This window comes from Paenibacillus ihumii, from assembly GCF_001403875.1.
GTDB lineage: Bacteria > Bacillota > Bacilli > Paenibacillales > Paenibacillaceae > Fontibacillus > Fontibacillus ihumii.
In genome coordinates this window covers 183,385-209,473 of the sequence record NZ_LN884298.1, presented here as the reverse complement: position 1 = coordinate 209,473, position 26,089 = coordinate 183,385, and the positions used below count along the sequence as shown (strand labels likewise).

Sequence of the window (26,089 nt, the reverse complement as noted above, 5' to 3'; positions counted from 1 at the left end):
GCATGAATGGCAATCAGGCTCGCAGGAAGCAGTGTCCTTAGGGACACTACCTCAGGAAATAACATAGGGACGGCAAGTAAAAAAATGATATTTTTCGATATTGACGGAACGCTGCTGGATCACCGCAAGCAGCTGCCCGTTTCAGCTAAAGAAGCCATTCAGGCTTTGAAGGAGCTCGGCCACGAGGTAGCACTGGCGACAGGCCGCTCTCCCTTTATGCTGCGGCGAGTGGCCGAAGAACTGGGAATCGACTCTTACGTCGGCTTTAACGGCCAGTATGTTGTGATGAGGGGGGAACGCATTTACACGAACCCTTTCCGGGAAGAGGAGCTGGATGAGCTGTCCCGGTTCGCCGCGGCCAGCGGCCATCCCCTGGTCTACCTGGATGAAGATTTCATGCGCAGCAGCATAAAGCATCATTCCTATGTGGAGCATTGCATGGCGTCGCTGGAATACGCTCATCCCGAGTATGATCCCGGATTCTTCCGGGGGCGGCCGATCTATCAGACAATGCTGTTCTGCAAGGAGCCGGAGGAACGCCAATACCGGGAACGATTCGCGGAGCTTAGCTTTGTACGATGGCACCCCTTCTCGCTGGATGTGCTTCCCGGCGGAGGCTCGAAAGCGAGCGGCATCGCCTAGCTCATTCACAGCATGGGCTTCGAGCGGGAGGAGGTCTATGCGTTCGGTGACAATCTGAACGATTTGGAGATGCTGCAGTATGTAGGGCACGGCATTGCTATGGGAAATGCGCCGGATTGCGTCAAGCAAGCTGCAAGGTATGTGACCGCAGACGTAGACCGGCACGGAATTGCCCGCGGACTATCCATGGTCGGTCTGCTCCCTTGAGTGAGGAAATGGGTGGATTGCCGACGCATCGAGGTACGCAAAATGATCGCGATGGCTGAACAGGGTGCTGATTTGCCGCTGTATTGCTGTTGTATTTGCCGCTGCATCCCGCTGCATCCCGCTGCATCCCGCTGCATTTCAGCTTTATTGCTGCTATAATGCCGCTGTAATGTCGCAGTAATGTCGCTGGATGCCGGTGGCGACAGGTGCTGTAAGTTCGCTGCACTGTTGCTGTACGGTTGCTGTACTAGCGCTATGTTATTGCTCAAATATTGTTAGGTTGCCGTTGTACTGCGCGAAGGATTTTAACAAATGGCAAATGCAGAGGCTCGGGATCTCTCGTATGGAAGCGAGAAGCCGGGAAGAGGATTCGGTTGGGGGGTCTATTCAGAAGCCGGAAGTTATGGTATAATAAACAGTCGTTTGCTCTTGATGTGTTGAACGTTGAGGGACGGCTATTTTCAGGAAACTTCCATGTAAAGAGAGGTGGCTTCCCTTGTTAGATCGACTTCAATCCCTGGCTGATCGCTATGAGAAATTAAGCGAATTGCTCTGCGATCCGGATGTAGCGAATGACACGAAGAAACTAAGGGATTATTCTAAAGAACAATCGGACTTGCAGCCTGCTTACGAGGCTTATACCGAATATAAGAAAGTCATTGAAGAGCTCGAGGCGGCGAAAGCTATGCAGGCCGAGAAGCTGGACGATGAAATGCGCGAAATGGTCAAGATGGAAATTGAGGAGCTGTCCGCCCGCCAGCAGGAGCTGGAGGAACAGATTCGTATTCTGCTTCTGCCGAAGGACCCGAACGATGACAAGAACGTTATCGTGGAGATCCGCGGCGCGGCTGGCGGAGACGAAGCGGCTCTGTTTGCGGCCGACCTGTACCGCATGTATACGCGCTTTGCCGATAACCAAGGCTGGAAGGTCGAGGTTATGGACGTCAATGAGAGCGATCTCGGCGGCTTCAAGGAAATCATCTTTATGATCAACGGCCGCGGCGCTTACAGCAAGATGAAATACGAGAGCGGCGCGCATCGCGTGCAGCGTATTCCGGCGACGGAGTCGGGCGGACGGATTCATACTTCCACCTCGACGGTAGCGGTCATGCCGGAGGCCGAGGAAGTGGACGTCGAAATTCTCGACAAGGATATCCGCGTCGATACGTTCTGCTCCAGCGGGGCAGGCGGACAGTCCGTTAACACCACGAAGTCCGCAGTACGGGTAACGCATATTCCGACGGGGATCGTAGCGACGTGCCAGGACGGCAAATCGCAGAACTCCAATAAGGAGAAGGCGCTGCAGGTACTTCGGGCCCGGATTTCCGATATGATGCGCCAGGAAGAAGAGGCGAAATACGCCGGCGAGCGGAAGAGCAAGGTGGGTACGGGCGACCGCAGCGAGCGGATCCGGACATACAATTTCCCGCAGAGCCGGGTTACGGATCATCGGATCGGCCTGACCGTTCACAAGCTGGATCAAGTGATGAACGGGGACATCGAAGAGTTTGTTGCCGCGCTGACTTTGGCGGAGCAGGCTGAAATGATGGAAAAAGGAGAATAACGCTTTGAACAGAGACGGCGTAAGCTATACCCTATCTGACAAGCATAATATTTCGGAAGCCCGCAGAGAGGCTTCTTCTTTTTTAGCGGCGGCGGGCGTGCAGGAGCCGGATTCCAATGCCGAGCTGCTGATTAGGCATGTGCTCGGCCTGGAGGGCGCCGCATATTTGGCGGCGCTGCGCGATCCGTTCCCGCGCGAGAAGAAGGAGGCGTGGGAGGAAGTGATCCGCCGCAAAGCGGCGGGCGAGCCAGCGCAGTACATTATCGGGGAACAGGAATTCTACGGCTTGACCTTCCAGGTCACGCCGGCTGTGCTGATTCCCCGTCCGGAGACGGAGCTGCTCGTGGAGGCGATCGTGCAGCAGGCCGATCGCCTGCCCGCCGGCGGCGCGCTGTATGCCGCCGACATCGGCACCGGCCGCGGTGCGATTGCCGCTGCCCTCAAGCCCCTGCGCCCGAGCTGGCGCGGGGCGGCGCGCGATGTCTCGCCGGACGCCCTGGCCGTGGCCCAGGGCAATGTCACGCGGCGCGGCCTGGCCCTATCATGCAGAGCTTAAGCGCGGCCGATGTCTCCGTATACGCGTCGCAGTTCTGCGTGGCGTCAACGAGCTGGCCTGCCGAGAACATAGGATGTCCGGCGGCTCGGCCTGGACGTGGCGTTCAAGCAGGGGAACCTGCTTGAGCCGTTTGCGGGCGAGCCGCTGGACATCGTGGTGTCCAATCCGCCGTATATTCCGGCGGATGTGATCACGGGCCTCCAGCCGGAGGTGCGCGACTATGAGCCGCGCACCGCGCTCGACGGAGGCCCCGACGGGCTGGCGCCATACCGCGAGATGATGGCGCAGCTGGCGCTGCTCCCGCAGCCGCCCCGAGTGCTCGGCTTCGAGCTCGGCATGGGCCAGGCTGCTGACGTAGCCGCTATGCTTCGCGCCGCCGGGCACTGGCAGGAGATTATTACGATCCCGGATTTAGCAGGGATCGATCGGCATGTGCTGGGATTGCGGCTTTTTAAAGATGAATAGAGTATGGCGATGGGATAAATCCTCGGACGGATTAACGGGTGCGAAGCCTGTTAAAAATGTCCGGGGATTTTTTGTTCGAAAAAGATTTACAATAAATCCGGAAATATAGAAAATAATTTTCCTGAAAGCATTTACAGGATTCGTTTTTTTTGTTAGCCTAGGATTAGAAAGCGGATCATTTTAATCATTTTATTTGGGGAGAGGGGTTTGGGAATGGAAAATACACAACAATTTGACGTAGTTGTCATGGGAGGCGGCATTTCCGGCGCCATGGCGGCAATAGCCGCTTCCAGCACGGGCGCAAGGACACTGATCATTGAGTCGCATGGCTTCCTGGGCGGAACGCTTACCGCTAACGGGGTAGGGCCGATGATGACATTTCATGCGGGCGAGAAGCTGGCGATCCAAGGGTTTACGAATCAGCTTATCGAGCGCCTTCAGAAGCTGGGGAAATCGCCGGGCCATATTTTTGACACAGTAGGCTTTACGTATTCCGTTACGCCATTTGATGCGGAGGCGATGAAGCATGAGCTGGAATTGATGGTGGTCGAGAACGGCGGCGAAATTCTGTATCATACGATGCTGGCCGGGGTGAAGACGGAAGAGGGCCGAATTACCGGCATTACGATATGCAATAAATCCGGACTTAGTGAAATTCGCGCCAATGTATTTATCGATGCTACCGGAGACGGAGATTTATCGGCCGGAGCAGGAGTCGAGTATACGATCGGCCGGGAGTCCGATGGAGCAACACAGCCGATGACGCTGAAAATGAAAATGTACAACGTGGATATCCCGCGAGTGAAGCAATATATTCATGAGCATCCCGAGGATTTTCCGCTGTACAACGGCGACACCTCGATCATTGAGAAATCGCCGCGATTGTCGGTGGGCGGCTTTGACAGCCTGTTCAAAGAGGCGAAGGCGAAGGGAGAAATCTCGATTCCGCGCGAGAACATCCTGTTCTTTGAGACGAACAACCCAGGCGAGGTGATTTTGAATACGACCCGGATTCTAGGCCACGACGCGACGGATGCGTACAGCTTGAGCAAGGCGGAGATGGAAGGCCGCAAGCAGTGCCGGGAACTGGAAGCATTTCTACATAAATATGTTCCAGGCTTTGAGAACGCTGTCGTAGAATCGACAGGGCCGTCCATTGGTGTAAGGGGCTCGAGACAGATCAAAGGAATGTATACACTGACGGCGGAGGATATTTTGGAGCAGCGGAAATTTGAAGATACGATCGCCCACTCGGGATATCCGATTGATATCCACAGTCCGGACGGGGAAGGAACGAAGCATCAGAAGCTGGAATGGGGCGGCATGTACAGCATACCGTACTCCTGCATGATTACGGATTCGGTCAAGAACCTCATCGTTATTGGCCGGTGTATCTCGGCAACATTTGAAGCTCAGGCCGCGATGAGAACAACGCCTACTACGGGAGCGATTGGCCATGCTGGAGGCGTAGCTGCGGCGATTGCAGCTAAGGAGGGCATACCGGTCCAGGATATAGACATTAAGAAAGTGCAGACCATGCTGAAGGAGCAGGGAGCCTATTTGGAGGTCTAGCAGGGTCATGGCCATTAAAGTGAACATGCATCTAATTCGAGAGGGGAAATTACAGTGACATCTTTGATGTGGTTTCAAGCTATTGGAATTCTAGTCGTCTTCCTGGTATTCGTAGGGCTGATGATGACAAGGAAGCTTCCGACGATACTGGCCTTGCCGGCTATGGCGATTCTGTTCGCGGTGATCGCCGGGGTTCCGTGGATTTCGAATGATCCTGAAGCAACCTCTATTGCCAAGACCATTTTATCCGCTGGCTCGATGCGGCTGTCGGGAGCGATCGCGGGTCTGGTGTTCGGTGCCTGGTTCGGGCAAATTCTCAATAAAGTGGGCATTACGAAATCGATTATCCGGAAAGCTGCAGAGCTTGCCGGGGATAAGCCCGTTATGATAGCGATTCTGTTCTTTGTTACCGCTTCAATTATTTTCTCGGCGGCGGGCGGTCTGGGCATGGTTATCCTGGTCGGTACCATTGTCATTCCGATCATGCTGACCGCTGGAATATCCCAGTTCGTCGCTTCCATCGTCGTGATTTCAGCCGTTGGGGTAGGCGCCTTGTTCAACGTATCGAACTGGGCCGTATACGTAGACGTGCTTGGTCTTTCCGTTCAGACGATTGCGGATTACACGCTGGTTGCCGCACTGCCGCTAATTATCGTTTCCTTGGCCATGATTGTGTTCTATATCAAAAAAGACGGCAAAGGCCGCAAGGCTTGGGCGATGCCGACCGCTAGCGGAGGAGAAGGCAAGAAGGTTCCCGCCTTTGCCCTGATTAGCCCGCTCGTTCCGGTTATCCTCGTCTTTGCGTTCAAGATTGATATCGTACCGGCTGTTATTATCGGTGCGCTGGTGACGATTCTTTTGACCTTGCCGAAACGGCCGATTCATGTGCTCTCCAGCGCCCTTGTTGAGGGAATTCAAGATGTGGCAGGAGCTATGGCCCTGATGATCGGTATCGGTATTTTGCTCAATTCGGTTATGGCTCCTCAGGTGGCATCGCTTATTTCGCCGCTGATCGAGAGCGTGCTGCCAAGCAGCCCGTTAATGTATATCATTTTCTTCACCCTGCTATCGCCTCTTGCGATTTATCGCGGTCCTCTGAACGTATGGGGACTTGGCAGCGGGATTGCCGCCCTGTTCGTTACTGCGGGAATGACTCCGGTAGCAGCTATGCTGGCTCTGCGCGTCGTAAGTAATGTTCAGGCGGTATCCGATCCGACGAACTCGCACAACGTGTGGGTTGCTGACTTTACGAAGAGCGATATTAACGAGATATTGAAAAAGACGCTGCCTTGGATGATGGTTGCTGTACTTGTTTCCATGATTTTCGGGTCATTCATGGTCTTCTAATTGTAGAGATTAGCCCGGGCGGGGAGCCGCTGCAGCCCTCCGCCCGTCATTCCAGGAGGAGAATATGGAGAGAAGAAAGGTTAGAGTTGGGATCGACGTCGGAGGCACGTTTACCGATGCTGCCGTTATAGATAATGAAACGTTTGAAGTTATTGAGAAGATGAAAATTCCGACCACTCACCACGACGAAGATGGCGTGGCGAAGGGGATCGTTCAAATTTTGAATCGGATTTTGGAAAGTCAGGGCATTCTCCCGGAGGATGTGGCCTTCATCGCCCATGGAACGACCCAGGCGACGAATGCGCTGCTGGAGGGTGACGTAGCCCGGGTAGGCATTATCGGCATGGGCTCGGGGCTGGATGGAATCAGCGCCCGCTCGGAGTCTAATCCGGGCGATATTGAGCTTGCCCCGGGAAAATTCTTGAAAACCTACCATACGTACCTGGATTCGAAGGATCTGAAGGAGGAGCAGATTGCTGCGGCCATCGATGAGCTTACCAGGCAAGGGGCAGAGGTAATCGTCGCTTCGGAGGCGTATAGTGTGGATGACCCGGCGAATGAGCTGCGCGTCGTCGAAATTGCGAACAAAAAAGGAATCTATGCTACTGGCGGTCATGAAATATCCCAGCTATACGGACTTAAGACCCGAACCAGAACGGCTGTGGTCAATGCCTCTCTCATTCCCAAAATGATGGAGACCGCCAACATGACCGAGAAATCCGTCAAGAATGCGGGCATCCAATCCCAGCTGATGATTATGCGCTGCGATGGCGGGGTGATGAGTATCGATGAGGTGCGGAAACGGCCGATTCTTACGATGCTCTCCGGCCTTGCGGCAGGCGTCGCCGGGGCCTTGATGTATGAGAAAATCTCGGACGGGATTTTCTTTGAGGTCGGCGGGACAAGCGTGGATATTTCCGTAATCAAGAACGGGAAGGTTATGATCAAGAATGCCCAGGTGGGCGGACACCGTACGTATTTGCAGTCGCTGGATGTGCGCACTCTCGGAATCGCCGGGGGCAGCATGATCAAAGTGGCCGATGGCAAGATTATCGATGTGGGTCCGCGAAGCGCTCATATTGCCGGCAAGGAATATGAGTCGTTTGCGCCTAGTGATCAGATCGTGAATCCTAAAGTGAAATTTATAAGTCCCAGGGACGGAGATCCGCAGGAATATATCATTTGCGAAAGCGGGAATGGGAAGGAATATTCTTATACCTTGGCAGGAGCGGCAAATATTCTCGGCTACATCCCTGAGGGAGATTATGCCCGGGGGAATAAGGAGGCGGCCATCAAGGCCTGGGAAGCGCTCGCCTCTCATGTCGGCTTGACGGTGGAGGAAGCGGCCAGACAGGTGATGGATATCGCGATCGACAAGACGATGAAGGTAGTCAATGAAATGATTGAGGACTATGAGCTGGATCGTTCCTTTACAACCCTGGTTGGCGGTGGAGGAAGCGGGGCGGTTCTCGTGCCGGCGATGGCGGAGCGGGAGAAGATGAAGTGCAAAATCGCAAGCAATGCTCCGTATATATCGACGATCGGCGTCGCCTTGGCCATGGTGAAGGAGCAGCTTGAGAGAACCATCGTCAATCCGACGGAGGAAGACATTAAACGGATTCGTGCGGATATTGTGGAACGGATCGTGAAGTCCGGAGCGAATGAGGATACCGTTGAGGTTACGATTGAAATTGACAGCCAGAAAAACATTCTGCGTGCAGTAGCAACCGGCTCGACGGAGCTCCGTTCCAAGGATTTGGGGCAGGATGCCATGGCTGAAGAAGATATGCGCGTCATTGCAGCCAAATCGGTGGACCAGCCGGTGGAATCTACAAAGCTGGCCGCCCAGACCGGAAGATGGAGTCTCTTTAGCAGCGAGAGCGTGAAGAAATCATTTTTCGGGCTGCTGAAGAAGAGATCGACCTATGCGAGCGTGCTGGACCGGGAGGGTGTCGTACGCTTCAAGAAGGGGAATGTCCATTTTACGAAAATCACCAAATCCCAGTTCGGAGGGGAGCTCAGTCATTTTCTGGACGATAATACGATCTATTCCGATGCCAATGCGACACTGCCTAAGGTATTTGTCTTTTATAAAGAGAAAATGCTGGATTTGACGGGGATGCAGACGAAGGAGCAACTGATGTCGATCCTGGAGATCGAGACCGAAATGCTGGCAGCGGGAGACGAGCTCATTGTCGTTGCGTACCAATAGGATGCTTATGCTCGCCATGTACTAGCTTGCCGTGGCCCGGTAAGCAGCTTACCGTCGCGGCGCATTATTTAGGATGCTTATCGCAGAATCGTATCTTTAGAAAGGAGATGGGGGCCATGCTGCAGGAAGCGATAGATGCCCTTACTGATGAGGTGCTGGCTTGCGCGGAGCTCGCGCAGGATCCTTTGTTTCATAAAATCCCGAAGGATAAAATCCCTTATTATGTCAGGTCATCTCTGGACAGGGGAAAACAAATGGCCGGGAGCTATGCTGGTGCTTCCATAAGGGCGCTGTGTCAGCGCGAGGGATTGAGGTATGAAATTTCGGGCAGGTCCGGTAAATTCCATCACGTCTCCTTTCGGGCCCAGATCGATTTTGCGAAGAATCCTCCGGAAATTATCGTGTATTCCTCTTCCCTATCCGAGATGCAGCAGGCTGTAGAGGCCATCCTGGGCCATGAGGGGAGCCCGGATATGGATCGTCTCATCGATATTCACTTGGCGCATGAGTTCTACCATTACCTTGAATACAAGGCGGGGCGCTTCACCAACGAATTGCTGGAGCCGATAGAGGTGCTGAGGCTAGGCTTCTACACCAAACGATCCAGTGTCGTGAAATGCAGTGAAATTGCAGCGCACGCCTTCTGCAAGGAATTGATCGGGCTCCCCTATTTGCCGAATTTGCTGGATTATGCGTACCTGATCAAGACCCGGGCAATGCCGCTGGAACAATTTCAGCGAAGTATGGAAGAATGGCAGGGTTGGTTATAATTTACTTTCGGCACTCTTAATACCTTACTCGGTATGATATAATGAAGGATGCTAGCGGGGATACCGGATAGCATTATCCATCGTTAGATCAGGAGGAGGTATCATGTCTTCACAAGTTCCGGCAGTCATTGCAAAGATCGTATCGCAAACGCAAAAGCTGACATTTGGAGAGAATCAAATTGCCAATTTTGTCATTCATAATCCGGAGTTCATTACTCGCAATACGATCACGGCCATTGCCAATGAGATCGGCGTGTCGGAGACGAGTATTAACCGTTTCTGTAAAAAGGTGGGCTTCAAGGGCTTCAATGATTTCAAAATAGCTTTTGCCCAGGATTCTTTTTACCGGGAAATGCAGGCGAAGAAGAAAGAGCGGCGTGAGATCAATCCGATTGACGCGCTCGCGCTTGACTATAATGAGCTGATCGTCAATACTTCGGCACTGATTACCGAGGAGCAGCTCAATCGCGTGGTGGATATTCTCAAGAACGCACGCAGGATTTATATGTTCGGGCTGTTCGACTCTTATTTGGCAGCGATTGCGCTAAAGAACCGCTTGGCCCTTATCGGCATCATGTCCGAGGCGATCAGTGATAGCAGAGCGATGCGAATCGCAGCCTCCCAATGCACCTCCGAGGATGCGGTCATTGCCTTCTCGCGCTCGGGGTCGACCAATGAAATCGTGGACGCGGTGTCGATGGCCCAGGTCAATCAGGTGAAGACGATTGCGATAACCTGTTATGACTCTTCGCCGATTACGGAAAATGCGGATGTCGATATTATTGTTCCGGATAAAATATCCGTAAATAACAGTGCCTTAATGTCGAACCATATCACGTTCTTGTTCGTCGTGGATTTGATTATGAGTGTCTTCATTTCCTCCGACAAGTCCTACTTGAAGAAGAAGCTGGATAGTGAAGCGGTACTGGCTCAGGGCCAATTGATTACCAATTATTTTCTCTAGTCCGAAAAAGGGCGCTTGACAGACGCAAGTTAGGTCTGCCAGAGCGCCCTTTCTTGGCGTGGCCAGATGGACTTTGAACTGACTTTTACTTACAATGATGAAGGAGCAATTATTTTAATTCATCATTTGGAGCAGGAGGACGGCAAATGCTTAACAAGCTCAAGAAAATAGACTTCACCATCGTATTTATTTTGCTAATCCTCATGGGTATCAGTATTGCGGTTCTTTACAGCGCGACTTCGGGGACGAAGTACAGCGGGTATCACCTTCAAATGCTGAAATATTACATTTTGGGCTTCGTCGTGTTCTTTCTCGTATCCCTGCTCGATTTCCGATGGCTGATCAAATATGCGATCTATATATACCTTTTCGGGTTAGGCCTGCTCGTTGTAGTCATGTTCATCGGCAACACGTATCATAACGCGACGGGCTGGATGACGCTGCCGGGAGGAGTGAGCTTCCAGCCGGCTGAGTTCTTCAAGCTGATTCTCGTCATTTTTCTCGGGTTTCTGCTAGTTCGCAAACGAAAAACTGGGCTGCTGTTCTGGCGGGACGTTGTGCCGATTTGCTTGCTGACCTTTATCCCGTTCATGGCGGTAATGGCCCAGAACGACCTTGGGAATGCGCTTAGCTATCTCGTGATTCTAGCGGGGATGCTCTGGATCGGGAATATCAAATACACGCATGCCCTGATCGCCCTGGCGATTTTTGCAGGCTCCGCCATCGGAGGGATCAGCGCCTATAAAATATATCACGAGCAGGTCTATGCGTTCTTCGAAAATATCGGGCGGGAGCACTGGATTGAGCGGATCGATCCCTGGCTGATGCCTGAGAAGGCCACGGACAAGGCGATCTACCATACGAGAAACGCCAAGCTGGCTATCGCCACGGGCGGGATGACCGGGGAAGGGTTCATGAAGGGAGCCAACGTGCAGGCGGATCTCGTGCCCCTGACGTATTCGGACTCAATCTTTGTCGTCATTGCCGAGGAGTTCGGTTTTATCGGGTGCTCGGTTCTATTATTGCTATACTTCGTGTTGATCCACAGGCTGATCCTGATCTCGCTGGAATGCCGAGATCGGTCCGGTCCGCTCTTGATCGTCGGGGTTGTAGCGATGCTGCTGTATCAGATTTTTGAAAATATCGGCATGTTCATCGGTCTCATGCCGTTAACGGGGATTACCCTGCCGTTTATCAGCTATGGCGGAACGTCCCTGATCATCAATATGGCGAGCATCGGGGTGGCGATGAGCATTTTGATCCACGGCAAGGAAGCGGAAGAGGACCCGCACCTGGCCCCTGCACAGTATGCCTCCATGAAATCGCAGTAGCTTGCGGTCTGCGGCGAGATAAAGCAATCTTTGGCTGAATTATCGATATATGCGGCTGTGGCGAGATGCGACGCGCGGTGTGGTCGACCGACCGCCGTCATGCAGCGAACCCCGTACCGCAGAGTGAGGGAACTGAAGTAAATGCGCTTCATAGGATGCCAGGAGGATGGAATAATAGAATAAAGCATTGAACATAGAATCATAGAATTATAGCGGAAAATGATAGGTTTACGTTTCTCTTAAACGGACATACTGATAGACATCAGTAGTTTTGTGGAGGGGGAAACGGCAATGAGGCAGCAGTTCCGTGGTTTTGGACTTATTTTTTGCAGCTTAATGATCTTGTTCATGTCATGGGAAGGGCAGAAAAGCGATGCGGCCGCTCTTGGCGGCTCTATTCCCGAAGAATCGATCCGGCTGCGCATTCTGGCCAACTCCGATCGGCCCGGCGACCAGGTGATCAAGCGGCAGGTCCGCGACGCGATCGTGGAGCAAATGAACGGATGGGTTCAGCAGCTGGAGAATCCGCTCAGCTTGGCGGATGCCCGGCAGATTATAGAGGACAATCTCGCTCTTGTGGAGGATACGGTCAAGCGTACGCTTGAAAGAAGCGGCAAAAACTATGCTTACAAAGTGGAGCTGGGAGTCGTGCCTTTTCCGACGAAAATGTATGGCGGTACCGTGTATCCGGCGGGCGAATACGAAGCGCTTCGCGTCACCCTGGGGAAAGGCGAGGGCAAGAATTGGTGGTGCGTGCTGTTCCCGCCTCTATGCTTCGTGGATGCTGGCAGCGGGGAAGCGCTGGCGAAGGGCGGGAACGAGGCTGACCTTAAGCATGCCGCCGCTGCAGCAGACGGGAGCAAGCCTGCATCAGGCGCTGCGGAGGACGCTGCCAAAGCTGCCAAAGCGGAAGGAGCCGGCTCAAAGGACCGGGCGGTGCAGGTGCAGGCGCAGCAGGAGGAAGCGGAGGTTCGTTTCTTTCTGTGGGATCTGTTGTCGGGTTTATGGGATTGGATCGTCAGCTTGTTTAAGTGATTTGTACAGCATTGAAATGATGAAGGATAGAGGCTTGTCCTGCCGATCGTGGAACCGGGATGTTTGGTTAGGCGGCGGGGCAAGCTTTTTGCGTCTTTAGGCTTGGGTTATAATAGAAAGGCATGGCTGATGCCGCTCTGCGGACAGAATGCAGGACAAGCTCAAAGGTTTGCGACTATAGATGGAAAGTTAGAGTGGATGCGCAATGAACGAATATGATCCGGCTGAGAAGCCGATGAGGGAATGTCAAATGACAGGGCCAGAAGGTGAAGGAAACCGGACGCGCTGGTGGGATGTCCGAGGTCAGGGCGGTGAAACGGCGATAGCGGAGGCGGCGGCGGTGCTGGCGGCCGGAGGGACGGTCGCTTTTCCGACCGAGACGGTGTATGGCCTCGGCGCAGACGCTCGGAGCACGGCAGCGGTGGAGGCGATTTTTGCCGCCAAAGGGCGGCCCTCCGACAACCCGCTGATCGTGCATATCGCCGAGATGAAGCAGCTGGAGGGTCTCGTTGGCGAAGTGAACGAGACGGCTCGGGCGCTCATGGAGGCTTATTGGCCGGGGCCGCTGACGCCGGTCTCTTCTACACATCTAGATGTGTATAAGAGACCACCGTCGAGCTTCCTGACTGCGGATCCCGCCGCCGAGGCCGTGGCAGCCCGCATCGCTGCCGAGCTCGAGGCCGCGAAGCGGTGCGGGGAAGTGACGGGTGTGCTCGCCTTCGACGAGCACCTTCCCCGCTACCGCGCCGACTGTGTGCTCTCGCTCGGCAGCGTCCATGCGCTGGAGACGGCGGCGCACCGTCTCTATGGGGCGCTCCGCCGCTTCGATGAGCGCGGCGTCACTTATATGCTGGCCGAGGCTTGTCCTGAGGACGGCCTCGGAGCCGCCGTCATGAACCGCCTGCTTAAAGCGGCGGGACATGACGTAATAGATATATAGGGGATTGAATGTAGAAAGGCGGTGAGGTCGGATGATATCCATTGGGCTTACCGGGTGGGGAGATCATGATGATTTATATCCGCCCGGAACCCCGTCCAAGCAGAAGCTGGGGCTATACGCCCGGCATTTTCCCGTCGTGGAGGTGGACAGCTCGTTCTACGCCGTGTTGGGCAGGGAGACGTATTCCCGCTGGCTGGACATGACGCCGCCTTCGTTTACTTTTATTCTCAAGGCTTATCAAGGCATGACCGGGCACGCCCGCGGCAAGGTTCCCTTCGAGGGTCCGGGGGTTATGTTCCAGGCCTACCTGGATTCGATCGCTCCGGTCGCTGAGTCAGGCCGGCTGCGCGCGATCATGTTCCAGTTCCCGCCCTGGTTCGATTGCAATCCCGATCATGTAAGGCAGCTGCGGGCCGTAAGGAAATGGATGGGCCGGCTGCCGCTGGCCCTGGAGTTTCGCCACCAGAGCTGGTTTGCCCCGGACATGCGGGAGCGAACCCTCGAATTCATGCGCGAGGAAGGCTGGATTCACATTGTGTGCGACGAGCCGCAGGCAGGGCTGGGATCCGTTCCGACGGTGCTTGAGCCGACGGATGAGCAGCTGACGATTGTCCGGCTGCACGGCAGAAATGCGGCCGGCTGGACGCAGAGCGGGGCCCCTAATTGGCGGGAGATCCGCTATTTGTACCGCTATAATCGGGAGGAGCTGACGGAGTGGCGCGATAAGCTGCGCGAGCTGAAGTCGAAGGGCGCCCGCGAAATCTGCATGATTTTTAACAATAATTCCGGCGGCGATGCCGCTGCGAATGCCCGCGAGATGATGGAGATCCTGGGGATGGAGCCGGCTGAGCTGCCGCCTTCCCAGCTTGATCTGTTCGGCGGGGGACTGGACGGATAGGGCGCTTGCCCTTCGCTTTGGCTGCTAGTCATGAATTGTCCCATGTACGCATATGGTTGTACAAAACCATTCTCGGACATGGGAGCGTGGCGTGATGACGGCATTATACGAGCGGCTGGGGGAGCTGTTGACAATTGTGTTGATGGCCGTCGCATTAGGAATGGACGCCTTTTCCTTAGGGATCGGCATAGGCATGAGAGGCATAAGGCGCGTGGAAGTGCTCCGCATCGGCGTGCTGGTAGCTGCCTTTCATCTGCTGATGCCGCTGCTGGGCATCGTTGCCGGCCAATATGCCGGGGAATTGCTGGGCGGCATGGCCAAGTACGTATCCGGCGGCCTGCTTATGCTTCTAGGGGGGCATATGATATGGAGCTCTCTGTTCGGCAGTGAGGAACAGACTGTTGATTACCGCTCTTTCTTAGGCATACTGCTGTTCGCTCTGAGCGTAAGTATAGATTCGTTCTCTGTAGGCGTATCCCTGGGCATGTTCCATGGCGACCTGCTGCTGACAGTCATCGCCTTCGGCGTGTTCGGCGGGATCATGTCCATGCTCGGTCTGCTGCTCGGACGGGGCGTGGGAGCCCGGCTTGGCGAATATGGAGAGGCGGCAGGCGGGGCCATATTGCTTGCATTTGGACTAATTTTCATCTTCTGATACAATGACACAGGAGATATACCCGGATAACAGGCAGGAGGTGGATAGGCCTTGCGAATATTGTTTGTGTGCACCGGAAACACTTGCCGCAGCCCGATGGCGGAAGGGATCTTCCGCAAGCTGGCGCAGGAGCGGGGAATGAAGGTGGAGGTTGCTTCGGCTGGGGTTGCAGCCGTGGAAGGGCTCCCGATCTCCCGGCACGCCGAGGGGGTGTTGAAGGATTTGGGGATCGAGGATCGGATCACGTCTACTCCGCTTCATGCGGAGCTGATCGAATGGGCCGATCTCGTTCTTACGCTGACCCAGGGGCATAAGCGGCAGGCAATAGCAACGTTTCCAGCTAAGGCGGATAGAATCTATACATTGAAGGAATACGTGGAGGAAGATGAGGCGGTTCTCGCTGAGCAGGCTGAACTCGGCCAATTGATCGCAGAACTTGAGCTGAGCCGGGCGCTGGGACAAGCGTTCGAAGAGGCCAAGGAGCGGAGGATTCGCGAGCTGCTGCAGCGGATGCCGCAATACGACATATCCGATCCGTTCGGAGGCGGCCGAGAGGACTATGATGCGGCAGCCCGGGAGATTCGCGCGGCCTTGGAGAAGCTCATTGTCAAACTGCAGAGAGAGCGTTTTCGTTAGAAATTCGGCAAAATGCAGGTTGCATTTGTGACGCGCATGTTTTATTCTTAAGTGGAATGGAAATGAATCCGATGTAACTGGCGACGATAGTGGACCAAACCACAATGGAGCATCGGAATATACGGCCGGTCGCCTGGGCAAAGAGCACGACGCATTACTGCGTCATGCTCTTTTTCGTCATTTCGGTATGATTACCTCCGCCGCCATCCTGCCGCCTCAAGTCTTCTTAATTTATTTGTTCCATGGCGGAAGCGAGTTTGTCGTCACGATCCCCCGGTTATATTAGGTATAATAAAAGCAGGCTTGTCTTGTGAAGGGTGGTTACGAGAATGGATAAAGATCAGCGGAATCAACAGTCGCTTCGCGAGGAAGCGGCCGAGGCTCTGGAAGAGCTGGCGACGGCGGCTTCACTCCGCTCCGGGCACCTCGTCGTAATCGGGGCCAGCACGAGTGAGGTAGCAGGCCAGCGGATCGGTACCGCCGGTGCGGAGAATATTGCCGCCGAGCTGTATGCCGGGCTGGCTGAGGTGCAGAGCAAGCATGGCTTCGATTTGGCGTTTCAATGCTGCGAGCACTTAAACCGTGCGCTCGTCATGGAGCGCTCTGTGCTGGAGCGGCTGGGGCTGACTGAGGTAGCGGCGGTTCCCGTCCCCAAGGCCGGGGGCTCGATGGCTGCAGCGGCATATCGCCGAATGAAGCAGCCCTGCCTGGCGGAGAGCATCCAGGCCCATGCCGGCTTGGATATCGGCGAGACTTTAATCGGCATGCATCTCAGGCATGTGGCGGTGCCTTATCGCCCGGCGCGGCGGTATATCGGGCAGGCCAGGGTGACTGCGGCCTGGACGCGGCCGAAGCTGATTGGCGGGGAACGGGCGGTCTACAAGCTGCCGGAGGTGCAGGAGTCGCATTTATGCGATTGATATTTTTCAGTATGTCTTCACATTTTATAATTTTATATATAGGGAGGATTTTTGGATAATGGACCATTTGAAAAAACAAGACCCTGCAGTACTGGAAGCGATGAACCTGGAGCTCAAGCGACAGCAGAACAACATTGAGCTGATTGCTTCTGAGAACATTGTAAGCGAAGCGGTTATCGAGGCTATGGGCTCTGTGCTGACGAATAAATACGCTGAAGGATACCCGGGCAAACGCTATTACGGCGGCTGTGAGCATGTCGATATCGTAGAAGATATCGCTCGTGATCGCGCGAAGGAATTGTTTGGAGCGGAGCATGCCAATGTTCAGCCGCACTCCGGTGCCCAGGCGAACCTGGCGGTATACCTGGCTGCGCTGAATCCTGGGGATACCGTCCTGGGCATGAATCTGGCCCATGGCGGACACTTGACGCACGGAAGTCCGGTTAACGCCTCCGGTCTGCTGTATAACTTCGTGGCTTATGGTGTGCAGGAGGATACTTTCCTGATCGATTACGACGAAGTGCGCAAAGCCGCGTTCAAGCATCGCCCCCGTCTCATCGTGGCTGGTGCCAGCGCTTATCCGCGTATCATTGATTTTGAGAAATTGGCTTCTATCGCTAATGATGTCGGCGCGCTCTTCATGGTAGATATGGCCCATATCGCGGGTCTGGTTGCTGCCGGCCTGCATCCAAATCCGGTTCCTCACGCGCATTTCGTCACTACGACGACGCATAAGACGCTTCGCGGACCGCGCGGCGGTATGATTCTGTGCCGCAAGCCTTGGGCGGCAGCGGTTGACAAAGCGGTATTCCCGGGCACGCAGGGCGGACCGCTCATGCATGTCATCGCCTCCAAAGCGGTTGCCTTGGGAGAGGCTTTGCAGCCTTCGTTCAAGACCTATGCAGAGAACGTCGTCAAGAATGCCAAGGCGCTGGCCGAGACGCTTGTTTCCGAGGGGCTTAACCTGGTATCCGGCGGTACGGACAACCATTTAATGCTGATCGATACCCGCAACCTGAACATCACGGGCAAGGATGCCGAGCATGTGCTTGATTCCATCGGCATTACAGTGAACAAGAACGCGATTCCGTTCGATCCGACCAGCCCATTCGTGACAAGTGGCATCCGCATCGGTACGCCTGCGGCTACTTCCCGCGGCATGGATGAAGCGGCGATGAAATCGATCGGACAAATCATTGCCAATGTGCTTAAGAACTCGAAGGATGAATCTGTTCTGGAGCAAGCCCGCAAGCAGGTCAGAGCTTTGACGGATCAATTCCCGCTTTACCCTGAACTGAGCTACGAATAAATACGGCTGAAGCTATAAGCCGATGCTTTAAATGGAAGGAGCATCCCGCTGCCGCAAGGCGGAAGGCGCTCCTTTTTATTATGGCCTTTACTATTGGTTAGGACTTGCGGCTTGCTCCTATCCTGTCTTATTTATGGCCATTGCCGTCGTCCTCCGCGCTAATTCAGCCGACAGTTCTTTGTTGATGGCAAACAAGCGGAATTGGCCTTGCCAGCTGCAGCAATAATATAAAGCTCGCACTATTGCGGATACTAGGAATGCTCACGGACAGACAGGCCGAAAGTCGGGTTGATACAGTTCGTAGCAATCGGAAAAAGACAGTGATATAATAAACAGGATTTGTGCATCATTTGATGTAAAGGATCATCATTTGATGCCGGAGATGGTCATCTGATGAGAAGACTCAGCTATAAACCGGAGGGACAAATAATGGGAAAACTGGTGGTATGTGATCACCCTTTGATTCAGCACAAACTGACTTTTATTCGAGACATGCAAACGAACACGAAGGACTTCCGCGAATTGGTGGATGAAGTGGCCACGCTGATGGCTTATGAGATTACGAGAGAGGTTCCGTTGGAGTCGATTACGGTGCAGACGCCTGTATGCGAGGCTGAGGCTAAAGTGATTTCCGGACGGATGCTCGGATTGATTCCTATTCTTCGCGCGGGCCTAGGCATGCTTGATGGCGTGTTAAAGCTGCTTCCTGCGGCCAAGGTAGGCCATGTAGGGCTGTTCCGCGACCCGCATACGCTTCAGCCCGTGGAATATTACGTCAAGCTGCCTACGGACGTTCAGGAGCGCGAGCTTATTGTGATCGATCCGATGCTGGCTACCGGCGGTTCAGCGATTGCGGCGATCGATGTGCTGAAGAAGCGCGGCTGCACGCAGATCAAAATGATGAACCTGATTGCCGCGCCTGAAGGTGTACAAGCCGTACAGGAGGCCCATCCGGATGTAGACATTTACGTCGCTGCACTGGATGAACGCCTGGATGAGCACGGCTATATCGTTCCGGGGCTGGGGGATGCTGGCGACCGGCTGTACGGAACAAAATAAGGGTTTCGCAACGATATATTAATTAAGGAAAGGAATTATTATGGCAAAAATTAAAGTAATGACAATTTTTGGTGTAAGGCCTGAGGCAATCAAGATGGCTCCGCTCATTCTTGAGCTGCAAAAGCATAAGGAGCATATTGAATCGATGGTCTGCGTTACAGCCCAGCATCGCGAGATGCTGGACCAGGTGCTCGAGGTATTCAGGATCACTCCGGATTATGATCTGGATGTCATGAAGCCGAACCAGACCCTGAACGAGATCACGATTCGGGTTCTGGACGGTCTGGAACGCGTGCTGCGCGAAGCGAAGCCGGATATCGTGCTTGTCCATGGGGACACGCTTACGACATTTCTGGCCAGCTATGCGGCGTTCCTGCAGGGAATTAAAATCGGGCATGTCGAGGCTGGTCTGCGTACCTGGAATAAATGGTCGCCGTACCCTGAGGAAATGAACCGCCAGTTGACGGGCGTGCTGGCAGATCTTCATTTCGCTCCGACCGAGTGGTCGGCTGACAATTTGCGCAAGGAGAACAAGCCGGAGTCAAGTATATATATCACAGGCAACACAATAACTGATGTGTTTCAATATACAGTACAGCCAAATTACAAGAATTCAGTGCTGGACTTTGCCGCAGGAAAGCGGCTTATTCTTATGACGGCTCACCGCAGGGAATCGCAAGGGGAGCCGCATATGAACATTTTCCGTGCCGTGAAGCGCATTGCCGACGAGTTCGAGGATGTAGCCATCGTGTATCCGGTTCATCCTAGTCCTCCGGTTAAGGAACCGGCTTATAGAACGCTGGGAGACCATCCGCGCATTAAGCTGATCGAGCCGCTGGATGTCGTGGACTTCCATAATATCTATCCGCATACTCACCTGATTGTGACGGATTCGGGCGGCATGCAGGAGGAGGCTCCTTCGTTTGGCGTACCGGTTCTCGTGCTGCGGGATACGACGGAGCGACCGGAAGGGATCGAAGCGGGCACGCTTGAGCTGGTAGGCACGGAGGAGGAGATGGTCTATGGACGGATCAAGGCACTGCTTACAGACGGCTCGTTATATGAATCTATGAGCCGCGCAGCTAATCCTTACGGAGACGGGAAAGCGTCAGAAAGAATTGTCAATGCGATATATCACCATTTCGGTGTAATTGATCAACGGCCGGAGAATTTTCACAGAAAGTTCACAAATTCGATTGATCAATAATTGTGTTTCTGAGGAAGATAGCATACAGTTATACTGTACGGTTTATAACGCTTTCGTTGACAAAAAGTAGACGCATTCAGTAAAATAAGTTGGGATTGTTCCGTATGAGAATTCCTGATAATAATGGCAATCCTTGGATTGCTGCCGCTTACATTAGCGGGGCGGGCTTTTTGCTGGCTATGTATATTGTTGTCGGCTTTTTGAGTGCAAGATGGCTGACGGAGCGTTTTGACGGCCCGAATTATTGGATTGCTATCGGGGCGATAGCCGGTCTCGTCCTCGGAATCGTCAACGTATTTATACTAATCAAAAAGTTTTTGGGGGCGCAGAATGGATGATTTAGGTTCGATCGTCACAGCCGTATTCCGGATTACGTTTCTGCTGCTATCCGTGTTATTATTCGGATGGGCTGTACTCCCGGAGTATAGGCCGCTTCTCGCCGGATTCATTTTGGGACTGGCTGTCGGATTGATCTACGTCCGTTACTTATCCCTTAAAGTGCGGCAGTTGGTTCAGCTCGTTGTCAGTCAGGAGCAACGCAGGTTTAGTTTCGGTTTCGTTACTAGAATTTGTCTAGTTTTTCTAGCTGTCATGGTTGCAGTAAAGTTTGAACAAGTGTCGTTAGTAGCTGTTCTTTTAGGCTTATTCATTCCGCAGCTATTGACGATCCCGGTGAGTATTGTCATCGGAATTCGCAACAAGGCTTGAACATCTTAAACGGGGAAAGGGGTGAGTACATATAAATGCATGACGCACCGATAATTATGCTTGGAGGATTTCACCTGGATTTATCCGCCGTTATGATGCTTCTAGTAAGTATGCTCATCGTATTTGTCATATGTCGATTAGCTGTAGCGAATTTATCGGTCGAGAATCCATCCAAGATGCAGAACTTTATGGAATGGGTCGTTGAGTTCGTTCAAGGGATTGTTGGAAGCACCATGAGCTTGAAGAAGGGCAGGCCTTTTATATCATTAGGATTGACCCTGATTTTATTCATATTCGTATCTAACCTTCTGGGGCTTCCGCTCGGTGTAATCACTGAGGCCCATAAGCCTGAGATGGTATTTGGGAAGGTCATTGAAGCGACGGCTACTTTGAAGGACGGGGAACATGCCCACATTCTATGGTGGAAATCTCCTACCGCGGATATTGCCGTAACGGCTGGACTTGCACTGGTCGTATTTATTCTAATGAACTACCTGGGGATCAAGAATAATAGGAAGCATTATTTCAAGCATTATCTTGAGCCGTTTCCAATTTTCTTGCCGCTGAACATCATCGAGAACGTGTCCAAGCCGATCGCTTTGGCCATTCGTCTATTTGCGAACATCTTCGCGGGTGAGGTTCTGATCGCGGTTATCATCAAGATGGGTTACCTCGGGATTCCGTTTATGGGCATTTGGCAGGGCTTCAGTATATTCGTTGGCGCACTGCAGGCATACATTTTCACCATATTGACAATGGTTTATATTTCACAGTACGCGATTCACGAGGAAGAGCATTAGTAAACTCTGCAGAAGTGGCCTTGCGGCTTCGTCCTGTAAGAGATCTATTATAACTAAACTAATATAGGAACATATTAAAGGAGGATATTTAAGATGGGATTTTTGGCAGCAGCTATTGCAGTAGGTTTGGGTGCACTTGGTGCAGGTATCGGTAACGGGATGATCGTAAAGAGCACAGTTGAATCTATCGCTCGTCAGCCAGAAGCGGCTAACAAGCTTCAAACAACGATGTTCATCGGTGTTGGTATCGTTGAGGTTGTTCCGCTCGCGGCAACAGTTATCGCTTTCTTGATCATGTTCTCTTAATAATAGTTTCGGTTTGGCGGGGAGGGCCTATGCCATCCACGCCTTCGTTTTAAGAACAAGAAATAACACAAGAAACTATTATTAACGGAAAGGAGTGACATCCGTGCAGGTCCTTTGGGAGAATATTGTCATTACTATGCTTGCGTTTGGAATTCTTTATTGGCTGCTCAACAAGTTTGCATTTGGCAAACTGTTTGAAGTAATGGAGAAGCGCCGCGAGCTGGTACTTGGACAATTAGAGGAAGCTAAGCAAACAAGAGAGCAAGCGAATGCGTATGTCGAAGAGCAGAAAGAGGCTCTTAGCCAGGCACGTCAGGAAGCCTATGAAATCATTGAACAATCGAAGCAAAGCAGCAGTAAGCAAGCGCGTGATTTGCTGGAGCAGGCGAAACAGGATGCTACTCGCTTGAAGAACGAAGCAATCCGCGATATCGAGAACGAGAGAAGCAAGGCCGTGGAAGCTTTGCGCGGCGAGATTGGTACTTTCTCCGTCAACATTGCCTCCAAGCTGATCGAGCGTGAGGTTGAGAACAATCCGGAAGAACAAGAGAAGCTTGTTAACCAATATCTTAAAGAGGTAGGTAGCAAATCATGAGCCGTGAAGCTGTTGTAGCGGGCAGATACGCCAAAGCCCTGTATGAGATTGCTGCACAGGAAGGGCGTACACTGGAAGTTGAACAGGAAATCAGAGCTCTCGCATATGCTTTTAATGAGGATCAGGATGTACAAAATTTTATAGCTACCCCGAATATTTCGGAAGCGGCTAAATGGGAAGCGCTTGAAAAAGCCCTGGAGGGCAAACTATCCAAGCCTGTTGTCTCATTGGTGAAGCTGCTCGTAGAGCGGGGAAGAATCGGGATTTTGCCGGAATTGCTGGACCGTTACATCAAAATTACGGGCGAAGCACTTGGACTGGCTACCGCTACGGTCTACACGACTTACCCTCTGAATGAAGAGGAGAAGGCGGCGATCGCGGACGAATTTGGGGCTTTGGTCAACAAGAAAATTCGTGTTCTGAACGAGATTGATAAGAATCTGCTCGGCGGAATGAAAGTCAGAATCGGCGATACGCTGTATGATGGAAGTTTGGCCGGGAAGCTTGAACGGCTTGAGAAGTCTTTTCGAAGACAAGCACTGTAGATAGGGGTGAAAAACTTGAGTATCAGACCTGAAGAAATCAGTACGCTGATTAAAAGTCAGATCGAACAATATAAATCGGAAATTGAAGTGGCCGAAGTCGGCACCGTTATTCAAGTTGGTGACGGTATCGCTCGTGTCCACGGGCTTGAGAACGCCATGGCAAACGAACTGCTCGAGTTTGAAAACGGCGTTTTTGGCCTTGCGCTGAACCTGGAAGAAAGCAACGTCGGGGTTGTTATTCTAGGACCATACAGCGACATTCGTGAAGGTAACCAAGTTAAACGCACCGGGCAAATTATGCAGGTACCCGTTGGGGATGCCCTGCTTGGCCGCGTCGTTAACCCGCTCGGCCAGCCGGTCGACGGCAAGGGGCCTATCGCAACGACGGAATTCCGTCCTGTTGAGAACAACGCACCAGGCGTTATCGACCGGAAATCGGTTCATGAGCCGATGCAAACCGGGATCAAAGCGATCGATTCCATGGTTCCTATCGGCCGCGGACAGCGCGAGCTGATCATCGGTGACCGTCAAACGGGTAAAACCGCTATTGCGATCGATACGATTATCAACCAAAAGGGCAATGGCGTGAAATGCGTATACGTAGCTATCGGACAGAAGCAATCCACTGTCGTTAACGTGGTTGAGACGCTTCGCCGCCATGGAGCGCTTGATTACACGATCGTTGTTACGGCATCCGCTTCGGAGCCGTCCCCGCTTCTTTACATTGCGCCATATGCGGGCGTAGCGATGGCTGAGCACTTTATGTACAAAGGTGAACATGTCCTTATTATTTATGATGACTTGTCCAAGCAAGCAGCTGCTTATCGTGAGCTGTCCCTCTTGCTTCGCCGTCCTCCGGGCCGTGAGGCGTATCCGGGTGACGTTTTCTATCTGCACTCCCGCCTGCTGGAGCGTGCAGCGAAGCTGAGCGATGAAATGGGCGGCGGTTCCATTACCGCGCTTCCATTCATTGAGACACAAGCTTCTGACGTGTCGGCGTATATTCCGACGAACGTAATTTCCATTACGGACGGTCAGATCTTCCTGGAGTCCGACTTGTTCTACTCCGGTCAGCGTCCGGCGATCAACGTCGGTATCTCGGTATCCCGGGTAGGGGGATCTGCCCAAATTAAAGCCATGAAAAAGGTTGCCGGTACGCTTCGTCTGGATTTGGCGCAGTACCGCGAGCTTCAGGCATTCTCCCAGTTCGGCTCCGACCTCGACAAATCGACGCAAGCTCGTCTGACTCGTGGTTCCCGCATGATGGAAATCCTGAAACAGGGCGTAAACCAGCCTCTTTCCGTTGAAAAACAAGTAATTAGCTTGTATACGGCTGTCAAAGGATATCTTGACGATATTCCTCTCGGCGATGTGCGCCGTTTCGAAGCTGAATTCCTCTCCTTCGTAGATAGCCAACACGAAGAAGTGCTGCAGTCGATCCGCGATACGAAAGACTTGACGGCAGAGAACGAGGAAAAACTGAAAGAAGTTATCGAGAAGTTCAAAAGAGGTTTTTCCGTTTCTAGTTAATCCAGCTCCATGAATCGGCTGATTCTGTCGGTTCATGGTTATGTATGAGAATACTCGTTTTTGGTTCTGCCAAAGCTTGATCGCATTTGAGCCTTAGTTGGGCTGCTGCCCAAGACCAGGACTTATAGCTGGATTAGCTTTGGCCAAGAGCCGAAATTTGAGAATATGTTAACTTGAAGTTAAGCGTGTGCTTACGAAGTCACTTTGGCTTTAAGCCAAAGTTTGAGGGTGGTGAAATCATGGCAAAAGGGATTCGCGAGATAAAGCGTCAAATCAAGAGTGTTCAGAATACTCGTCAGATTACAAAGGCGATGGAGATGGTCGCTTCGGCGAAGCTCAGAAGAGCGCAGGAGAAAGCCCAATCTTCACGCCCGTACGCAGAGAAGCTGAAGGAAGTCGTGAGCAGCATCGCTGCCAGCTCTGACGGAATTACGCATCCGATGCTTGTGAATCGCCCGGTGAAACGGACGGCCTATATTGTCATTACGGCTGACGGCGGGTTGGTCGGCGGATACAATACGAACATTCTTCGCAGAGTGATGGACGAGATCAACAAGAAGCATGAATCCAAATCCGAATATGGTTTGTTCGTCATTGGACGCAAAGGCCGGGATTTCTTCAATCGCCGGGGGCTTCCTGTGATGATGGATGTCGTCGAATTATCGGATGCGCCGAAGTTCGCTGATATTAAGTCTTTAGCCTATGCGGCTGTACAGAGCTTCGAGGAAGAACAATTTGACGAGATCTATATTTGCTATAACAGATTCATTAATGCGATGAGCCAGTTGCCGACCATAGATCGACTGCTTCCGTTCGACAGTGTCGAAACGAGCGGACCTTCAGCAGAATATGAGTATGAGCCTTCTCCTGAAGCAGTGCTTGAGGTTCTGCTTCCGAAGTATGCTGAAACACTGATCTTTGGTGCCCTTTTGGAAGGAAAGGCGAGTGAGCTTGGAGCGAAGATGACGGCAATGGGCAGCGCGACGAAAAACGCAACGAAAATGATCAATGAGCTGACCCTGACGTATAACCGTGCTCGACAAGCGGCTATTACCCAGGAAATTACGGAAATTGTGGCGGGTGCGAACGCCCAAGGCTAGCATTCCGTTTTCGAAGATAGTTTGCGGACATGCAGGAACACCAAGTATTGTGCAGCTTTCAGCCATAGAGAAGCCGCGATGCTCCCAACCGAAGGTATGCTTCGGTCTCTCTTTTTGGGCTAAAGCTAAGAAGTACAGCTTATTCACTAAGAATGCAGTGTCTTGAGGTTTGCTGGCGGCCATTTATGAATGAAGCATAACTCCGCAAAACTAGGT

The 26,089-nt window shown here is 52.8% G+C and carries 24 protein-coding genes, 3 pseudogenes and 1 riboswitch; all 27 genes and pseudogenes read left to right on the top strand.

The window, feature by feature from the left end; genetic code table 11:
- Window positions 1-84: 84 nt before the first annotated feature.
- The 27 genes and pseudogenes from BN2762_RS06040 to atpG all read left to right on the top strand — a co-directional run bounded on the left by BN2762_RS06040 (window position 85) and on the right by atpG (window position 25,873).
- A pseudogene (locus tag BN2762_RS06040) lies at window positions 85-849 on the top strand (Cof-type HAD-IIB family hydrolase).
- Window positions 850-1,345: 496 nt separating this feature from the next.
- Window positions 1,346-2,413, top strand: a complete 1,068-nt coding sequence (gene prfA / locus BN2762_RS06035) for a peptide chain release factor 1 (protein WP_055106123.1) — start codon at window positions 1,346-1,348, stop codon at window positions 2,411-2,413.
- Between the two features lie 4 nt (window positions 2,414-2,417).
- Window positions 2,418-2,944, top strand: a pseudogene (locus tag BN2762_RS25850) (N5-glutamine methyltransferase family protein); the annotation flags it as partial.
- 112 nt (window positions 2,945-3,056) lie between these two features.
- A pseudogene (locus tag BN2762_RS25845) lies at window positions 3,057-3,434 on the top strand (protein-(glutamine-N5) methyltransferase, release factor-specific); the annotation flags it as partial.
- A 213-nt stretch (window positions 3,435-3,647) separates the two neighbouring features.
- Window positions 3,648-5,006, top strand: a complete 1,359-nt coding sequence (locus BN2762_RS06025; protein WP_055106122.1) for an FAD-dependent oxidoreductase — start codon at window positions 3,648-3,650, stop codon at window positions 5,004-5,006.
- 54 nt (window positions 5,007-5,060) lie between these two features.
- A complete protein-coding gene (locus BN2762_RS06020; protein WP_230202436.1) occupies window positions 5,061-6,353 on the top strand; it encodes a transporter permease in 1,293 nt (430 codons plus the stop codon).
- Between the two features lie 64 nt (window positions 6,354-6,417).
- On the top strand, window positions 6,418-8,565 hold the full coding sequence (locus BN2762_RS06015) for a hydantoinase/oxoprolinase family protein (RefSeq protein WP_055106121.1): 2,148 nt from the start codon (window positions 6,418-6,420) through the stop codon (window positions 8,563-8,565).
- Window positions 8,566-8,681: 116 nt separating this feature from the next.
- Window positions 8,682-9,335 carry a hypothetical protein gene (locus BN2762_RS06010; RefSeq protein WP_055106120.1) on the top strand — a complete coding sequence of 218 codons (654 nt, stop codon included), beginning with the start codon at window positions 8,682-8,684 and terminating at the stop codon, window positions 9,333-9,335.
- Window positions 9,336-9,438: 103 nt separating this feature from the next.
- Window positions 9,439-10,299: a MurR/RpiR family transcriptional regulator gene (locus BN2762_RS06005; protein ID WP_055106119.1), complete on the top strand. Its 861-nt coding sequence runs from the start codon at window positions 9,439-9,441 to the stop codon at window positions 10,297-10,299.
- A 146-nt stretch (window positions 10,300-10,445) separates the two neighbouring features.
- Window positions 10,446-11,630 (top strand): FtsW/RodA/SpoVE family cell cycle protein, encoded by a 1,185-nt coding sequence (locus BN2762_RS06000; RefSeq protein ID WP_055106118.1) that lies wholly within the window; start codon window positions 10,446-10,448, stop codon window positions 11,628-11,630.
- 291 nt (window positions 11,631-11,921) lie between these two features.
- Entirely contained in the window at window positions 11,922-12,665 is a 744-nt protein-coding gene (gene spoIIR / locus BN2762_RS05995; RefSeq protein ID WP_055106117.1) for a stage II sporulation protein R, read from the top strand.
- 205 nt (window positions 12,666-12,870) lie between these two features.
- The gene (locus BN2762_RS05990) at window positions 12,871-13,605 is read left to right on the top strand and encodes an L-threonylcarbamoyladenylate synthase (RefSeq protein ID WP_055106116.1); all 735 of its coding nucleotides are present in this window, start codon (window positions 12,871-12,873) and stop codon (window positions 13,603-13,605) included.
- A gap of 31 nt (window positions 13,606-13,636) precedes the next feature.
- Window positions 13,637-14,503 (top strand): DUF72 domain-containing protein, encoded by an 867-nt coding sequence (locus BN2762_RS05985; protein WP_055106115.1) that lies wholly within the window; start codon window positions 13,637-13,639, stop codon window positions 14,501-14,503.
- Between the two features lie 94 nt (window positions 14,504-14,597).
- A complete protein-coding gene (locus BN2762_RS05980) occupies window positions 14,598-15,158 on the top strand; it encodes a manganese efflux pump MntP (RefSeq protein WP_055106114.1) in 561 nt (186 codons plus the stop codon).
- A gap of 51 nt (window positions 15,159-15,209) precedes the next feature.
- Window positions 15,210-15,794 (top strand): low molecular weight protein arginine phosphatase, encoded by a 585-nt coding sequence (locus tag BN2762_RS05975; RefSeq protein WP_074048576.1) that lies wholly within the window; start codon window positions 15,210-15,212, stop codon window positions 15,792-15,794.
- A 63-nt stretch (window positions 15,795-15,857) separates the two neighbouring features.
- A riboswitch (ZMP/ZTP riboswitch) is annotated at window positions 15,858-15,940 on the top strand.
- A gap of 183 nt (window positions 15,941-16,123) precedes the next feature.
- Entirely contained in the window at window positions 16,124-16,714 is a 591-nt protein-coding gene (locus BN2762_RS05970) for a TIGR01440 family protein (protein ID WP_055106113.1), read from the top strand.
- 58 nt (window positions 16,715-16,772) lie between these two features.
- A complete protein-coding gene (gene glyA / locus BN2762_RS05965) occupies window positions 16,773-18,023 on the top strand; it encodes a serine hydroxymethyltransferase (RefSeq protein WP_148499885.1) in 1,251 nt (416 codons plus the stop codon).
- A gap of 429 nt (window positions 18,024-18,452) precedes the next feature.
- Complete coding sequence (gene upp / locus BN2762_RS05955) at window positions 18,453-19,082, top strand: uracil phosphoribosyltransferase (RefSeq protein ID WP_055106111.1); 630 nt, start codon at window positions 18,453-18,455, stop codon at window positions 19,080-19,082.
- Between the two features lie 40 nt (window positions 19,083-19,122).
- Window positions 19,123-20,289: a non-hydrolyzing UDP-N-acetylglucosamine 2-epimerase gene (wecB, locus tag BN2762_RS05950; protein WP_055106110.1), complete on the top strand. Its 1,167-nt coding sequence runs from the start codon at window positions 19,123-19,125 to the stop codon at window positions 20,287-20,289.
- A gap of 104 nt (window positions 20,290-20,393) precedes the next feature.
- A complete protein-coding gene (locus tag BN2762_RS05945; RefSeq protein WP_055106109.1) occupies window positions 20,394-20,627 on the top strand; it encodes an AtpZ/AtpI family protein in 234 nt (77 codons plus the stop codon).
- Complete coding sequence (locus BN2762_RS05940) at window positions 20,620-20,997, top strand: ATP synthase subunit I (RefSeq protein WP_055106108.1); 378 nt, start codon at window positions 20,620-20,622, stop codon at window positions 20,995-20,997. The genes BN2762_RS05945 and BN2762_RS05940 overlap by 8 nt, the downstream gene beginning before the upstream one ends.
- Before the next feature lie 35 nt (window positions 20,998-21,032).
- Window positions 21,033-21,797 (top strand): F0F1 ATP synthase subunit A, encoded by a 765-nt coding sequence (gene atpB, locus BN2762_RS05935; protein ID WP_055106107.1) that lies wholly within the window; start codon window positions 21,033-21,035, stop codon window positions 21,795-21,797.
- Between the two features lie 93 nt (window positions 21,798-21,890).
- Entirely contained in the window at window positions 21,891-22,103 is a 213-nt protein-coding gene (atpE, locus tag BN2762_RS05930; protein WP_055106106.1) for a F0F1 ATP synthase subunit C, read from the top strand.
- Window positions 22,104-22,206: 103 nt separating this feature from the next.
- A complete protein-coding gene (gene atpF, locus BN2762_RS05925; RefSeq protein ID WP_055106105.1) occupies window positions 22,207-22,698 on the top strand; it encodes a F0F1 ATP synthase subunit B in 492 nt (163 codons plus the stop codon).
- The gene (locus BN2762_RS05920; protein ID WP_055106104.1) at window positions 22,695-23,243 is read left to right on the top strand and encodes a F0F1 ATP synthase subunit delta; all 549 of its coding nucleotides are present in this window, start codon (window positions 22,695-22,697) and stop codon (window positions 23,241-23,243) included. The genes atpF and BN2762_RS05920 overlap by 4 nt, the downstream gene beginning before the upstream one ends.
- Window positions 23,244-23,258: 15 nt before the next feature.
- Window positions 23,259-24,773 carry a F0F1 ATP synthase subunit alpha gene (atpA, locus tag BN2762_RS05915; RefSeq protein WP_055106103.1) on the top strand — a complete coding sequence of 505 codons (1,515 nt, stop codon included), beginning with the start codon at window positions 23,259-23,261 and terminating at the stop codon, window positions 24,771-24,773.
- Between the two features lie 239 nt (window positions 24,774-25,012).
- Window positions 25,013-25,873 carry an ATP synthase F1 subunit gamma gene (gene atpG, locus BN2762_RS05910; protein WP_055106102.1) on the top strand — a complete coding sequence of 287 codons (861 nt, stop codon included), beginning with the start codon at window positions 25,013-25,015 and terminating at the stop codon, window positions 25,871-25,873.
- The last annotated feature ends 216 nt before the right edge of the window (window positions 25,874-26,089 follow it).

Coding starts and splice junctions, on each gene's coding strand:
- BN2762_RS06025 (WP_055106122.1), top strand. CDS start 3,648: ATGGAAAATACACAACAATTTGACGTAGTTGTCATGGGAGGCGGCATT.
- BN2762_RS06015 (WP_055106121.1), top strand. CDS start 6,418: ATGGAGAGAAGAAAGGTTAGAGTTGGGATCGACGTCGGAGGCACGTTT.
- BN2762_RS06010 (WP_055106120.1), top strand. CDS start 8,682: ATGCTGCAGGAAGCGATAGATGCCCTTACTGATGAGGTGCTGGCTTGC.
- BN2762_RS06005 (WP_055106119.1), top strand. CDS start 9,439: ATGTCTTCACAAGTTCCGGCAGTCATTGCAAAGATCGTATCGCAAACG.
- BN2762_RS06000 (WP_055106118.1), top strand. CDS start 10,446: ATGCTTAACAAGCTCAAGAAAATAGACTTCACCATCGTATTTATTTTG.
- spoIIR (WP_055106117.1), top strand. CDS start 11,922: ATGAGGCAGCAGTTCCGTGGTTTTGGACTTATTTTTTGCAGCTTAATG.
- BN2762_RS05990 (WP_055106116.1), top strand. CDS start 12,871: ATGAACGAATATGATCCGGCTGAGAAGCCGATGAGGGAATGTCAAATG.
- BN2762_RS05985 (WP_055106115.1), top strand. CDS start 13,637: ATGATATCCATTGGGCTTACCGGGTGGGGAGATCATGATGATTTATAT.
- BN2762_RS05980 (WP_055106114.1), top strand. CDS start 14,598: ATGACGGCATTATACGAGCGGCTGGGGGAGCTGTTGACAATTGTGTTG.
- BN2762_RS05970 (WP_055106113.1), top strand. CDS start 16,124: ATGGATAAAGATCAGCGGAATCAACAGTCGCTTCGCGAGGAAGCGGCC.
- glyA (WP_148499885.1), top strand. CDS start 16,773: ATGGACCATTTGAAAAAACAAGACCCTGCAGTACTGGAAGCGATGAAC.
- upp (WP_055106111.1), top strand. CDS start 18,453: ATGGGAAAACTGGTGGTATGTGATCACCCTTTGATTCAGCACAAACTG.
- wecB (WP_055106110.1), top strand. CDS start 19,123: ATGGCAAAAATTAAAGTAATGACAATTTTTGGTGTAAGGCCTGAGGCA.
- BN2762_RS05945 (WP_055106109.1), top strand. CDS start 20,394: ATGAGAATTCCTGATAATAATGGCAATCCTTGGATTGCTGCCGCTTAC.
- BN2762_RS05940 (WP_055106108.1), top strand. CDS start 20,620: ATGGATGATTTAGGTTCGATCGTCACAGCCGTATTCCGGATTACGTTT.
- atpB (WP_055106107.1), top strand. CDS start 21,033: ATGCATGACGCACCGATAATTATGCTTGGAGGATTTCACCTGGATTTA.
- atpE (WP_055106106.1), top strand. CDS start 21,891: ATGGGATTTTTGGCAGCAGCTATTGCAGTAGGTTTGGGTGCACTTGGT.
- BN2762_RS05920 (WP_055106104.1), top strand. CDS start 22,695: ATGAGCCGTGAAGCTGTTGTAGCGGGCAGATACGCCAAAGCCCTGTAT.
- atpG (WP_055106102.1), top strand. CDS start 25,013: ATGGCAAAAGGGATTCGCGAGATAAAGCGTCAAATCAAGAGTGTTCAG.